The 14,405-nt window shown below is 45.5% G+C and carries 7 protein-coding genes; 4 read left to right on the forward strand and 3 right to left on the reverse strand.

What is annotated here, in order from left to right:
* Positions 1-323: 323 nt before the first annotated feature.
* From GC096_RS18270 to GC096_RS18280, 3 genes are all read right to left on the reverse strand, one after another.
* On the reverse strand, positions 324-3,440 hold the full coding sequence (locus GC096_RS18270) for a S8 family serine peptidase (RefSeq protein WP_171632151.1): 3,117 nt from the start codon (positions 3,438-3,440) through the stop codon (positions 324-326).
* Positions 3,441-3,547: 107 nt separating this feature from the next.
* Positions 3,548-4,948 (reverse strand): MFS transporter, encoded by a 1,401-nt coding sequence (locus tag GC096_RS18275; RefSeq protein WP_171632153.1) that lies wholly within the window; start codon positions 4,946-4,948, stop codon positions 3,548-3,550.
* A 61-nt stretch (positions 4,949-5,009) separates the two neighbouring features.
* A complete protein-coding gene (locus tag GC096_RS18280; RefSeq protein WP_171632155.1) occupies positions 5,010-5,609 on the reverse strand; it encodes a TetR/AcrR family transcriptional regulator in 600 nt (199 codons plus the stop codon).
* 321 nt (positions 5,610-5,930) lie between these two features.
* Between GC096_RS18280 and GC096_RS18285 the strand changes: the two genes are divergently transcribed.
* From GC096_RS18285 to GC096_RS18300, 4 genes are all read left to right on the forward strand, one after another.
* The gene (locus tag GC096_RS18285; protein WP_171632156.1) at positions 5,931-9,857 is read left to right on the forward strand and encodes a polysaccharide lyase family 8 super-sandwich domain-containing protein; all 3,927 of its coding nucleotides are present in this window, start codon (positions 5,931-5,933) and stop codon (positions 9,855-9,857) included.
* Positions 9,858-9,995: 138 nt separating this feature from the next.
* Complete coding sequence (locus GC096_RS18290; protein WP_171632158.1) at positions 9,996-12,308, forward strand: AraC family transcriptional regulator; 2,313 nt, start codon at positions 9,996-9,998, stop codon at positions 12,306-12,308.
* 202 nt (positions 12,309-12,510) lie between these two features.
* Positions 12,511-13,503, forward strand: coding sequence for an ABC transporter permease (locus GC096_RS18295; RefSeq protein WP_171632159.1), 993 nt, complete (start codon positions 12,511-12,513; stop codon positions 13,501-13,503).
* 1 nt (position 13,504) lies between these two features.
* Positions 13,505-14,383, forward strand: a complete 879-nt coding sequence (locus GC096_RS18300; protein WP_171632160.1) for a carbohydrate ABC transporter permease — start codon at positions 13,505-13,507, stop codon at positions 14,381-14,383.
* Positions 14,384-14,405 lie beyond the last annotated feature (22 nt).

The following is a 14,405-nucleotide window of genomic DNA, read 5'->3' on the forward strand; positions in this document are numbered from 1 at the left end:
GTCGCGGTGTTGTCAGAGGCAAGTCCTTAACGGACATGGATGCCGTTATTTCATATATACACTGGCAGTCATGGTGATAACGGACAGGTGTGACGCTATTTGGTGAAAAGGAGCTTGTTGGACTAGCGAAATGGCGGGATAACGTCGCTGCTGTCCGTAACATCTGAAAAAGGCGCATATAGTGTGGAATAACGTCTCCCTTGTCCGTTAGGATACGGGGGATGACATCTTGTGTGACGAAAAACGCGTTGCAAAAAAAACATGGAAGACGGCCAAATGGCCGCTTTCCATGGTTTTTTTGTAGTGGGCTTAGAGCACAGCCCTTATTGTACTTTGTCCAGCAATCGGTAAATCACAACCGCCGCCTGCGCTCTAGAAGCGTTATCCGCAGGAGCGAATTGTCCACCTGTCGTACCGCTGAGTAGACCTAAGGCAGAAGCGATTCGAACATAGGATCTAGCCCATGTACTGATCGTGCCTTCGTCGGCATATTTGACCTCTTGTGTGGTGACGATATCTGCAAGCTTTTTACCTGTTGCATGTAAATAAGCGTTGACCATGGTGAGAGCCATTTGTTCCCGTGTGATAGGAGCATCCGGAACAAAGGTTTGCTCGCTCATGCCGCTAATAATACCCGCAGAATAGGCGGCATAGACGGAATTCTGATACCAAGCATCCTTAGAAACATCTTGGAATATGTCTGTTTGGCTACCTGCCTGTAATTTTAATGCCTTAGCGATGATGGTGACGAATTGTGCTCTTGTTAATGTTGTATCAGGTTGGAAGGAATCTTGATCGATACCATCGATAATCCCTTTGCCAGCCAAGTTTTCAATTTCTTTTTGTGCCCAATGATCCTTAATGTCCTTAAGGATTGTCTCGTTTTGCTTCTCGAGAACAGCATATTTGGAGAAATGGGCAAGTGAAGCCGTCATTGTGCCATCCGAATTGAGTGTGCCGCCGATTGGCGTCCAAGCACCTTGATCTTCATCATAGAAATAAACGCTTAGTTTATGAACATCTTTGACCTTTTTGGCATCAAAAGGAATTGTAACTTTCACAGGTGAAGCGAATGAACCGAGTTTCGCCCCATCCTCGGTTACGGAGAAATCATAAATAGCGGATGCTGATGTGAAATTCGGGATGGACGTATTGGTTTTGCTTGATGTAAATAGGATTTTGCCAGTTGAAAGCTTGATCGGCCAAGCATTTGGCGGAATCTGCATGTTGATATCATTAGCCGCGATAACGATTGGTCTGTTCATTTGCGAAGCTTTTTGAACAATATCAGTGTCCATCTCGACGGAGAGGATATCCACGTTTTCCTTCGTTTTGGCATCTAGGGTTAATTCTGACAAAGCTTTATTTAATAAGATTAATAAATCAACGTGTGTTGGTTTGAACTCATAGGCCATTTTTCCATCGGCATTGAGGGAAGGAGGTTGTTGGGAGCTGCCGCCGCCTCCACCACCGCCACCGCCACCGCCGACTCGGGGGGCTGTAATCGTATATTGATAAGTTACATCATTACTGAATTCATTGTTATGATACATGGCAACATTTAAGACAGTATCTTCACTAAGTGTTAGCTCGCCACCTGATACAGGGAACGTTGAAATGTAAGCAGCTTTATTCTTTTGCTCGATCATATAGTAAATGATACCATTCGCGAAGGGAGAGGTGAGGGTAACCTTCTGTGTACCCGTGTAGGTTCCTGAAGCCAAGCTAACCTGCGGTGGGGCTGAAATGATATTAGAGCGGTGCTGAACTATGCCCCCTGTTGGAGTAGGCTCTTCCCATGTCCCGAACATATAGAAGTTATATCCAGAACCTATATTGCTTATTGTAGCTGTTAACTGTTTTTGACCGTTATGTAAGGGGGCCCATGAGGGTGTAGCGACAAATGCGTATGGCAAGTCTACTTCTCGATCAATCGTAGTTTCGTTATAGGCTCTGGCATGCAGATATACCGAATAGGTAACACTCACGACCGTATCATTAACATTCACTAGTTCAAAGTTATAACTGAGCGAAGGGTTTGTAGGGAAATTGAATGCTACGGCAGGTGACATTTTCAGCCTAGGCACTTCAAATGCGCGAATGCCATTAATGAGACCAGTACCATAAGCCATCGTTTGCGAAACATAGTTATATGGATAGTGGATGGATGGTTCATAGATATTTACCTGCAACGATTGTAGAGCGGTTGGCTGTGCTGACGTCTGAAGAATGAGACGAATGTCTTCTGCCTCCAGATTATGATTAGCTGCTTTCAGTAAAGCAGCAAGTCCTGCAACAAAAGGCGTAGCCATGGATGTTCCTGACTTATAATCATAGCTGCTGCCAATAATTGTGCTATAGATATTAACGCCAGGTGCGACGACATCTATTTTGCCTATATTAGAGAAATCCGCAATCGCAAAGCTTAGATCAGAAAGTTGGGCTACAGCACCAACACTTATCACTTCTTCATAGGCTGCTGGGTAGCTAGTAAAATAGGCAGTACGGTGGGTATCTGTAGTATCCCAAGGTTGCGTAGAGTATTGACCTATTTCGTCCTTCTTCCAATTGTTACTGTCGTTGCCAGCGGCTGAAACAATCACAGTACCTTGATCATGGATTGTTTTAATAATGTCATGTATGGCTTTACTGTTTCCATAACTGCCCAAACTCATATTGATCACATCAACTGGATGGATCTGCAAGTATTGGAAAGCTTGGTACAAATAGCTCGTATCCCCACCACCAGTGCTATCAAGAACTTTAAGTGGCATGATTCGGACGCCATGAGCGACACCTACATCGGCGCCGCCATAAGCTTGCGCTGCAATAATCCCTGAAACGTGTGTGCCGTGACCATTATCGTCTTGTGCATTGGTATCACTATTTACAAAGTCGTAACCTTGGATAATAGCACTTTGTAGAGCTGGATGTGTCATATCAATACCAGTATCCATCACGGCCACTTTGACATTCTGATTCAGAGAGAAGTTGGAGTAGGTGCCCATTTGATCAACATGTGCCGCGAGTTTCCCCCAAGTCCGCTTATATGCCTCCGTTCCAGAATAGACCGATTGTGAGACAGTGGGTGATACATCCGTCGCAATCAAATGCACCTTATAAACCGGCTCCGCATACTCCACATTCGGATCCTTTTGAAGTTCAGTGACCTTATCCGCGACGGATTGCTCATTGCTGAAGTTGAGCGTTGTCCAAGCAGAAACGGAGTGAGCGGACAGAGCCTGTATGCCGTTAGCAGCAGGCTGTTGCTTGTATTTCACAAGCACCTTCCCCGGAACGATGTCGTTCTCATTGAAGGAAGGCGCAGTGGATATACTGGCTAGATCATTCGGTTCTTGAGCATAGCCGAGTGTGCCAAGGGAAAGATTGAAGACGGTAAAGAGTGAAACGAGTGCAAGGAGTAATTTTCTTTTATGCAAAACCATGACTTCCCCCTAGTAAATGTAATATGAATACGAAAATGAAGATCCATTTCATATTTTACATGTAGGGAGGGTGGATCTTTGTCGGAATATGTCGAAGAGTTCTAAATATTCGATAAAACACTTGGTTGAGTCGCGTTTACTCGACGTTTCCGTCTTCCGAACGAAATATAGTAGAGACCGAGTATGATAAGCTGTGAACCGACCAACACGACATAGATATTGCTAAAAATAGTACCAGATCCGTGGCTGAAAAGTGGATTCCAGCTAGTTATCGAAGACGACCCTAGGTCGACGGCCTTGCTATACAGACTGATGGCGATACCTTGCCCAATGAAATTGGCCATCGACATCATGCCCATACCCACACCGACTTGATCCGCAGGGAGTGTTCGGGAAACCGAATTGTTCACCGCAATGACGATGAAGGATTGACCGACATTGCCCAGAACCAGGAAAACGGCAATAAGCATCGGCGAGCTGCTAGTAAATGTAGCAAGTAGCAGGAAGCAGGCTAGCAATAAGCTGGAAGCCATGTAGGCAACATGCGAGTTACCTTTGGCATCGGCAAGCTTGCCACCTTTGCGGCCAAATAGGGCAGACGCGACAGCGGCAGGAACCAAGGCAAAGCCAATCCAAACCGAAGGAAGGTGTTGAACATCCGTTAACAGCAAGGGACTGAGTACATAGAGCGAGCAGCAGCTCCCGCTAATGAGGAACGAGAGGGTAAGCCCGAGCGTGTATTTTCGATTTTGAAAAAGTTTCGGTGCAATAAATGGCTCACCCGCGGTACGAATACGCACCATGAATAATCCAAGAACAAACAATGCACCGAGTAAAAGCCAGACGCTGTTCGTCACGCTGAGCAGTAATAATGCAATGGTGATACCTAACAAACCGCCGCCAATCCAGTCGAACTTACTTGGACTTACTGGCTGTTCATTGCCTAGATATTTGCGGTAAAAGGGAAGTGCGGCCAGCACAATGAGAGAGACGGCGAAGAGCCAGCGCCATTGAAGTGTGCTTACAAGTAAAGCCGCGACAACGGGGCCAAGTGCATTACCGAAGGCCAGACCGACCGCAGTCATGCCAAGGGCAGCCCCTCTTCGCTCCAATGGGAAGAACCGTAAGGGAATAATCATCGACATTGCAGGTATAACGGCGGCGCCAGAAGCTTGCAAGCATCGACCGACGAGCGCCATGGCGAACGTTTGCGAGGTCAGACCAATCAAGGAGCCTAGCGCAAACAAAAGGAGACCGAAAGTGACTAAATCTTTTAACCTGTAGCGATCTGCCAGCTTTCCGTATGTGACTGCACCGATGGCATATATCAAGATATAAGCAGAAGAAAGCCAGCTTACCTGAGAAATTGTCAGATGAAATTCATTGCTAATTTTGGGAAGAGCAATGTTGAACATGACGCCGCTCATCATGGAGAGGGCCATCGTGAACATGAGGATACGCATTAATTTGTCAGCGGTTTGCAAAGGTGCTTTAGTTGCCATAAGGGCACTTCCTTTCAAGAAAAGACTGTCAGTACTTACTGACATAGAGGTGAGAAAAAAACTAGGGCCGTAAAGCCCTAGCAAATAATTGGATACTCTCTTGCACGAAGGGAGCTAAGGTAATGCCAGGATAACTTTTCTGAGCATCCAGATCATTCATAAAAGCCCCGAAATGCATCATAATAAAGGTAAAGGCATGCAACTCAGGGTTCGTTGTGACGATTTTCCCTTTTGCAGACATTTCAATGAAATAGTTCGTTAGGATCTCAAGCAGCTGCTGCGGATGCTTCTGGGTACGATCACGAAAGCCGGGCAATTGGCCTTCATCTTCTTTGAGGGAGATTTGAATCATTTTTCGATTACGGTTCATGATCTCATGGTAGGTCGTGCTAACAAGAAGAAGATCCGTCTCCAAATCCCAGATGAGCTTCTCGGCAAACAGTTTCTTCATCTCTTCCGCATAATGATAGCGGTCGAAGGCAGCCTCTAGAAGCTTCTGTTTCGTGCCAAAATGGCGAAATAACGTCTTCTCGCTAAGGCCAGCCGCGGTGGCAATTTCCAGCGTCGTGACACCGTTATAGCCTTTTTCTGCGATTAAATGGAGCGCAGCTAATAGCAGCTTATCTCCGCTTCCCATTTTGCTGCCGCTGCTGTCGTCCATAGTATCCCTCTTCCGAAACAATGTCAGTGCTTACTGACATTTATGATAAATGGGTTAGCGGTTAAAGTCAATGACAATTTCAGAGTAGGCTTGCTAACAGGCAGACAGTGAAAACTAGCATGCTCAAAATTGGATATGAAGGCTCCTAGAATGTTAAAAAAAGTGCATTGAATCGATAGAGAAACCTGTCACAACGGGGTTCTCTTTTTTTCGTCTCCGTCCATGTAGTCAGCAATAATTGGTCATTGTCACGGAACAACCAGTCAGGTACGATCGGAGTTGTGCAAGAGCTGGATAGAATGAGATAGGGAGGATGAATTAATGAAGAAGGTTAAAAAGAAAGTGAGTATGCTGTTAGCTGCTAATTTGCTTTTTAGTGTGGTTGCCTCATCTGTTCCATTTTTTGAAAGCGCAACCAAACAGGCGGAAGCCGCTACGGTGAATTTGATGACGAACGGAAGCTTCGAGCAGGCGACAACGGCCACGGATGCAAATTGGAGCAGCGCGAGTGCTCCTGTGGGTTGGGGGCTATGGATTCCTACTGGAAGCGGGAAGGCCCCAAACAAAACCGTGAATGTCACGTTGGATATGACGACAGCCCATGAGGGAACTAAGTCCGTATTGGTAGATGCATTCGCAACGAGCAGAGTCTCCATTAATCAGACGGTAACACCGGTGACCGCGGGGAAATCCTATCGATTGAAAATGTGGTTGAAAACGGAGAATGTAACAGGAACAGGTGCATACTTCAGAACACAATTTTATAACGCAAGCAAAGTTGGAGACGGTCCCTCAACCCCCAAATTGTTAGGTACGAACGATTGGAAGATGCAACAGGTTTTTATGACAATTCCAACGAATGCAACCAAATTGGTCATAGAACCATTTCTGGAGACAGGTATGGGGAAAGTATGGTTCGATGAAGTAAGTCTGGAGGAATATAACGGAGTAACAGGAATTGTTTTGGACCCAAGTGCGATTTCCATGACAAAAGATACAATGACTACGCTCACAGCGGTGCTCACTCCCACGAACGCAGTGGACAGAACGGTGATGTGGTCTTCAAGCAACCCAAGTGCAGTGACAGTGGACAGCAATGGAAATGTGACGGCTGTAGGGGTTGGGACTGCAACCATTACCGTTGCGACACCAGATGGGACGATTTCAGCGCAATGTACAATCAACGTGGAATCAGCGGAAATGGGAGCAGCTTACAATGCACTTCGACAGAAATGGAACGACAAGCTAACGGGCGGTGCTCTATTCAATCCTGCTGACCCAGATATGGCGGCTAACCTCACTAAACTGGCAGACAGTGTATCGAATGCTGCTCAAATAGGTTTATGGGACACATTGATAAAAGCAGGTAATCGGACAAATCTATGGAGTGATTTGACGAGCACAACAGATTCGAGCCAGATTAGCACGGCGTATGCGCGTTTAAAAACGATGGCCTTAGCCTATTCCATGCCAGGGACTCCCTTGTATCAAAGCACTGCGTTGCGAGATGATATCGTGAGCGCTATGGAATGGATGTATACAAACCGTTATAACGAAAACAAGAACCCCTATGGGAATTGGTGGGACTGGGAGATTGGGGTCCCGCAAACCTTAAATGATCTCATCGTGCTCATGTACGGGCAACTGACTCAGGGGCAGATCACCAAGTTTATCAAGCCGATTGATAAATTTTGTCCAGATCCGAAAGTTGGCTCCGTACTTGGTGTCAAAGGAAGCAAAATGACGGGTGCTAATCTGCTGGATAAAGCATTGGTTGTAACGGTTCGGGGTGTAATCGGGAAAAACAGTGCAAAGATTATACAAGGACGCGATGTAATGGGGCCAGAATTTGTTTACGCCGATCATGGGGACGGTGTTTATGAAGATGGATCTCTTGTTCAACATACCAATATTGCGTATACGGCGGGATACGGAGCCGTTTGGCTAAGCCGGGCTGCAGATATGACCTTCTTGTTGAATGGATCCCCTTGGCCAGTAACAGATCCTAATGTTAATAACGTGTATCAATGGGTATCAGATACGTTTGAGCCCGTCATCTATAAAGGCCTCTACATGGATATGGTCAATGGCAGAGGTATGTCGAGGCAAGCTTCTGGCAGTGCCAGAGGCACGATTACAACGTTGCTTCGCTTAGCTGAAGGGGCGCCGGCGGATGTGGCGTTATCCATTAAGCGAATGGCGATGGAATGGATTTTGTCCGATACGACGTACACCAATTATTTCGATGGCTTATCTATCTACGATTTGAGTCTTGTCAAAAATCTCTTAAACGATGCCTCGATACAGCCTAGAGGTGAATTGCTGAAAAATCAGGTGTTTTCAGGTATGGACCGGGTTGTCCATTTGCGTGAGGGATATGGTTTCGGAATCAGCATGTTCTCTAATCGCATCTCGGCGTTTGAAAAGGGCAATAACGAGAATTTAAAAGGTTGGTATACGGGGATCGGTATGACGTACCTTTATGACCAAGATCTAGGCCAATATCGTAATGATTTCTGGCCGACGGTAGATTCGTTTCGTCTACCAGGTACGACAACGAACGGCTCAGGCAAAGGCGTGACGCCAGGTGAATGGACCTCGTACATGAACGCGAAAGAGTGGGTGGGTGGATCGACGATCGATGGGCTTTACGGCGCGTCAGGCATGGACTTTTCCTTGGCCAAAGTGACGGGAAGCGACCTGCAAGGTAAAAAGTCGTGGTTTATGTTCGATGATGAAATCGTTGCATTGGGTGCAGGTATTTCAAGTAACAGTGCTGGACCACAGCCTGTAGAAACGATCATTGATAACCGCAAGCTGAGTGATGCGGGTGATAATGTGCTCACCGTGAATGGCGCAGCCAAAACAAGTCAGCTCGGTTGGTCGGAAAATATGGAGAACGTTAAGTGGGCTCATTTGGCTGGAAATATGCCGGGAACGGATATGGGCTATTATTTCCCAGAGGCGACAAGCGTTTATGGACTGCGTGAGGCCCGAACTGGCAAATGGAGCGACATTAACAGCGGTCAATCGGCTACGCCAATTACTCGGAATTACATGAGCCTGGCCTTTGAACATGGGGCTACACCTTCGAATGCTGCATATTCGTATGTGATGCTGCCACATAAAGACACTGCGGCTACTCAGCTTTACAGCAATGCGCCAGATGTTGAAGTAGTAAGCAATACGACAGATGTGCATGCGGTTAGAGAGAAGAAGCTCGGTATTACGGCAGCGAATTTCTGGAATCCAGGTACAGTTGATTTTATCTCCGCGCAAAATCCTTCTTCCGTCATGGTGAAGGAATCTGAAACGGAGTTAACTGTTGCCGTATCCGATCCAACACAAAAGCAAAGTGCGATTACGCTGGAACTGAACAAAGCTGCGTTATCCCTCGTACGAAGTGATGATACGGTTAAGGTTCTACAAACGTTGCCGACGTTAAAGCTGCAGATTAACGTAGCAGGTTCCGTAGGCAAAACGCACGCCGTAACGTTCAAGAAGGATACGACAGCTCCGAATACGATTGATAATGCAAAGCCAGATTGGCAGCGCAATGCCCAGACTGTGATATTGACTGCAAGTGACGAGGGCAGCGGCGTGCAGAAGATGTTCTATAGACTGGATGGCGGCACGTTTACGGAAGGGAACTCGGTTACGATCGCTGAAGATGGCGTGCATGAAGTCCAATATTACAGCGTGGACAATGCCGGCAATCAAGAGTCGGTCCAAACCGCGATTGTGAAAATCGATGTATCGACTCCCATCATCGTTCCAACAGTTTCGATGGTTGTCTACTGGACGGCTGGTGGCAGCCTGAATTTCGATATTTCCGATCCTGTTAGTGGCATAGCTGGGAAGTCGCTTCAATTGAACGGCAAAGAGGTAAGCCTCCCATACACGTTCAGTCCTTTAAGTCTGACGATTGGTGATCATGCTGTAGTCGTTACGGCAAGTGATAAGGCGGGGAACGAAACAAGATCATCGTACACGCTAAAAGTAGTCATGGATGTAGGCCATTTGGATGAGTTAGTCAGATACGCGTATCAGCAAGGTTGGATTACCAATCAAGGCATATATAATAGCTTGCTAGCCATGATTGATGCTCTTCAAAAGCATTTGAATCAGACACAAGATCAGCAAGCATTCAAAGCGTTAGAAAATCATATTCGTGCGCAATCAGGTAAAAAGATCGAAGCAGCATTTGCTGAGAGGCTGTTAAACGCTATTGCCTTTTTAAAGTCATAAAGTGAACAAGCTCATTTGAACGGTTACAACCCGACTTTGTCTGCTAGACGAAGTCGGGTCATCTTTATTCTCAGAAAACTTGATTTTATAGGTATAACCGATTAAAATGCTCATTATTCCGTTAATGAGGTGATTGCCATGCGCAAAATACTTACGAATTTTTGGAAGCGTTTTTTTCACCGTAAAACGATTTTTCGCAATATGATCACCTTGTCATTGTTCGCTGCGATTATTCCCGTTCTCGTTGTTGGGATAGGGAGTTATTTATATTCAGCCTCCGCTGTACAAAGTGAAGTGAATCAATCGAATGTTCGGATTTTAAATAACGTATCCTCGACGATCGATTCGACGTTGGATCGGATTCAAAACAATGCGATTCAAATGCTGCTGGGCTATTTTTTTAGCTCAAATTTGACTGAACTGAAAAATACGAATTATGCGGGCTTCTATTCCCGCAGTTCAAGTGAATTATCTGCGCTGATGAATGGGAACAAAGAAGTTGGCGACGTTGCGATGTACGTGCCGGATGAAGGCTATTTGATCTCACCTATTTATGGGGGGAGGCGAATTGAAGGTATAGCAGAGCGCGAGGCGCTGCTGAAGGAGCTTGGGACCGATGATCAGATCAAATGGGTCAGTGGACCTTATCCTTCAATACCAGGATATAACGACAATGGTGTAACGTTAATTGCCAAAATGCCGCTGCTTGCTAAACAGCCTATCGGGCTCATGTTTATACGGATTAATGAAGAGCTGTTCCAAAATATTATGAAACGTTTTATTAGCTATAAAGGTGAACAGATGTTCATCTTGGACGACAAGGGAGCGCTTATTACCTCCATGGGTGGGAGTGAGGTTCCCCCAGGTTTATTTGATCGCGTTACTCAAAAGGGTTCCGAGCAGCGTTTCCAGTTCGCCTTTAATGGAATCGAATATATGGCGACCCCGATTACTTCTTCTTTTAACAAATGGCAATATATCAATATGGTTCCGATCGATCAATTGAATGCGAAATCAAATGGGATTAAATTAATTACACTGGTCATTGTTCTTGTATGCTTGGTGTTGGGTGCACTCATTACGCTGTGGGGCACACGTCGTGTCTATCGTCCCATTCAGAATCTTGTCGCTTATGTCAAAGACGGACAAACCGATGAAGTGGAAACCGATGAAGTGGGCTTCGTGCACAAACGATGGGCGGAGCTCAGTAGTACGGCTAATGACATGCAGCAACAACTTAGTGACCAGCTGCCGCTTATTCGTGAAATCTTTGCTCTGCAGCTCTTGCAAGGGCGATTCCTTTATTATTCCGAGGATCAACTGGCCTCCATGCTTCGGAGGTATAACGTGCCTGCAGATAAGGAAAGCATCGTCATCGTAATTGCTTTCGATTTGCAGTCAGAAGGAAAGGTTCGTTTCCAAGAAAATGACCGTGAGTTAATTGTTTTTGCTGTGAAAAATATAGCGAGTGAACTTATACAATCCCATGCGATGGAAGGCATAGGTATCAATCTGCTGAATGATCAGGTTGCTGTGTGGCTGTATAGGGATCCGCTGCAAGCGGAAGATGATGAGTCCGACATCAAACAATTTGCCGAGCGATTGCGGCTGCTTGTATCTGACTATCTACATCTGCAGGTTACGATTGGGCTTAGTGGAAAAAGCGAGCAAATTAGCGAGTTGCCTGAACTATACGAAGAGGCGCTGCTTGCGGTTCGTTCTCGTATCATCGTTGGTGGGAATCAAGTCATAGCCCATACGAGTGGTAAAAGTCATTCCGACATGCATTATCGGTATCCGTTGGAAATCGAAACGCATTTTGAGAATTCGCTGCAGCTTGGCGATCGTGATGAAGCGGTCAGGATGATGGATGAATTTGCAAAATCGATGGGCGCTGCGATTCAGAAGCCTGAGCTCATTCAAATGTCGTATTATCGACTGCTAACTGCTGCGATTCGTACGGCCTACATGCTCGGATTGGATACAGCTCAATTATTTGGCGAATCGAATGAAGATCCGTATCTTCATATCCGCAATATCAGTACGACCTACGAACTGAATGCCTGGTTTAAAGAGCAATTGGTTGAACCCATTGTTGCTTATGTGCATGGCAAGCAGCATCAGGAGCATGAGCAGCTGATTGCGAAAGTAGTTCGGTATATGGAGGAGAACTACCATTTCGATTTGTCGTTGGATCAATGTGCACAAATTTGTGGATTGAGTCCGCAATATTTAAGCAAGCTGTTCAAAAAGAAAAAGGATCTCTCCTTTATTGAATATTTGACCAAGGTACGGATTGAGAAGTCCATTGAGTTGCTTCGTACGACGGATTTATCGGTGTCAGATGTGGCTGAGCGAGTTGGGTATCAGATGAAGAACTTTATCCGGGTATTTAAAAAGCAAATGGGTGTGACGCCAGGTCAATTCCGTGGATCAGACGAGGAAAATTAGAATGCCCAAAAATCGTTATATGGATTCAGTATGAAGCAAAAAATGAGGAAAATAGGAAGAGAAACCGCGTAGTTACGGGGTTTCTCTTTTTTTGTCTTGCGGGAAAAGCGTGAATAAGAATTGGTCATTGTTCCTAATACTTCCGATCAGGTACGATCGTTTCAAGCAAAACAACGAGATGCCAACGCAATAATGAGAGGTGATGACATTGTCACATAGTCAGGTGGAACAGTTTCAGAAAGCGATCCCGAGTGGACTCGAAGAAAGAAAGACATCTAAGAAATCAGGAGTGCACGAGTGGCAGGTCGCGCTAAAGCGTGACAAATATCTATATCTATTGGCAGCGCCAGGATTACTATTTTTCCTCATATTCAAGTATGTACCGTTATGGGGATTATTGCTTGCTTTTCAAAATTACTCTCCTTATTTAGGTTTCTGGGATAGCGAATGGGTTGGATTGAAATACTTTCATGAGTTTTTCACGAATCCCGATTTTATGCTGTTGTTTCGAAATACGATGGCGATCTCACTTCTAAATATCGTGTTTTTCTTCCCCATTCCCATTGTGGTTTCCTTATTGCTGAATGAGGTGAAGAGTTTACCCTTTAAGAAATTCGTTCAAACGGTCATCTATTTGCCCCATTTCTTATCATGGGTGATCATCGTCGGTATTTGTTTCCTGATTCTGGGCCAAAGCAGCGGGGTCATTAATCAATTAATCGTTGAGTTCGGCGGGCATAAGATTGAATTCCTATCGGAGCCCAATTATTTCTGGGCCATGCTCACAGCTCAAAGTATCTGGAAGGAAGCAGGTTGGGGGACGATCATCTTCCTGGCTGCCCTTGCAGGGATTAACTCAGAGCTCTATGAAGCAGCGCAAATTGATGGTGCGACAAGATGGCAGCAGATGAGGAATGTTACGATTCCCGGCATCAAAAGCACGATTATTGTTTTGTTAATCCTACGTTTAGGTCAAGTCATGGATGTAGGCTTTGAACAAATATTCCTTATGGCAAGCGGACCCGTATCGCAGGTGGCTGACGTATTTGATACGTATGCCTACCGCGTTGGTATTCAACAAGGTCGGTTCAGCTATGCCACGGTTGCTGGATTGTTCAAATCAGTTGTAGGACTCATACTGGTTGTTTCAGCAAACCGTGTAGCCAAGAAGTTCGGGGAGGAGGGACTTTACTAATATGGATAATCAGATGGGTTCTAAGATATTTAATGTCCTAAACTATACGGTATTAACGATTATTGGACTTGTTACACTACTGCCTTTCATTTATGTTGTGATCATTTCATTTACCGATCCTACGGAATACTTGACGAAGTCGCTGGTCCTGATTCCTGAGAAATGGAGCTTATCTGCCTACGAGTACATTTTCTCCACGAACGCATTCGTTCATGCGATGGGGATAAGCGGAATACTCGCTGTGTTCGGTACCTTACTAAGCTTAATTGTTACAAGTGCGCTAGCCTATGTGCTATCTCGCAAACGATTGAAAGGGAAGAAGTTCTTCCTTGTAGCGATCCTCATGACTATGTTGTTCAATCCGGGCATGATTCCGAACTATCTGCTCGTGGATAGTCTTGGTTTAATGGATTCCATTTGGGCACTGATCTTGCCGGCATTGACTAGTGCGTGGTACGTCTTCCTAATGAAAAATTTTTATCAAGAGATACCAGACGAACTAGAGGAAGCTGCCAAAATGGATGGATGCTCGGATATCGGCGTATTCTTTCGCATTATGCTGCCGATCTCCGTCTCAGCCCTTGCCGCTTTCGGGTTATTCTACGCTGTAGCGTATTGGAACACGTACTTTAGTGGCGTACTTTACATCAATAGTGATAGCTTGCGTCCGTTACAGGTACTCCTTCAAATGTTGCTCATCTCTGCATCGCAAATGGCTGATCCTTCGATGGCTGCTATGTTGGAAAGTGAACGTACCGTGCCACCACAGGTGATCAAGATGGCTGCCGTTGTAATCTCTTCCTTACCGATTGTCATGGTGTATCCGTTCTTACAGAAATATTTTGTTAAGGGTATGATGGTTGGTTCTGTGAAGGGGTGAGAGAACTGTACGGAGAGGGGTG

The sequence above is a fragment of the Paenibacillus plantarum genome, assembly GCF_013141695.1.
GTDB classification, from domain to species: Bacteria; Bacillota; Bacilli; order Paenibacillales; family NBRC-103111; genus Paenibacillus_E; species Paenibacillus_E plantarum.

What these genes read in the sequence shown, in the direction of transcription:
- GC096_RS18275 (WP_171632153.1), bottom strand. Translation starts at nt 4,948, where the DNA reads ATGGCAACTAAAGCACCTTTGCAAACCGCTGACAAATTAATGCGTATC.
- GC096_RS18280 (WP_171632155.1), bottom strand. Translation starts at nt 5,609, where the DNA reads ATGGACGACAGCAGCGGCAGCAAAATGGGAAGCGGAGATAAGCTGCTA.
- GC096_RS18285 (WP_171632156.1), top strand. Translation starts at nt 5,931, where the DNA reads ATGAAGAAGGTTAAAAAGAAAGTGAGTATGCTGTTAGCTGCTAATTTG.
- GC096_RS18290 (WP_171632158.1), top strand. Translation starts at nt 9,996, where the DNA reads ATGCGCAAAATACTTACGAATTTTTGGAAGCGTTTTTTTCACCGTAAA.
- GC096_RS18295 (WP_171632159.1), top strand. Translation starts at nt 12,511, where the DNA reads ATGACATTGTCACATAGTCAGGTGGAACAGTTTCAGAAAGCGATCCCG.
- GC096_RS18300 (WP_171632160.1), top strand. Translation starts at nt 13,505, where the DNA reads ATGGATAATCAGATGGGTTCTAAGATATTTAATGTCCTAAACTATACG.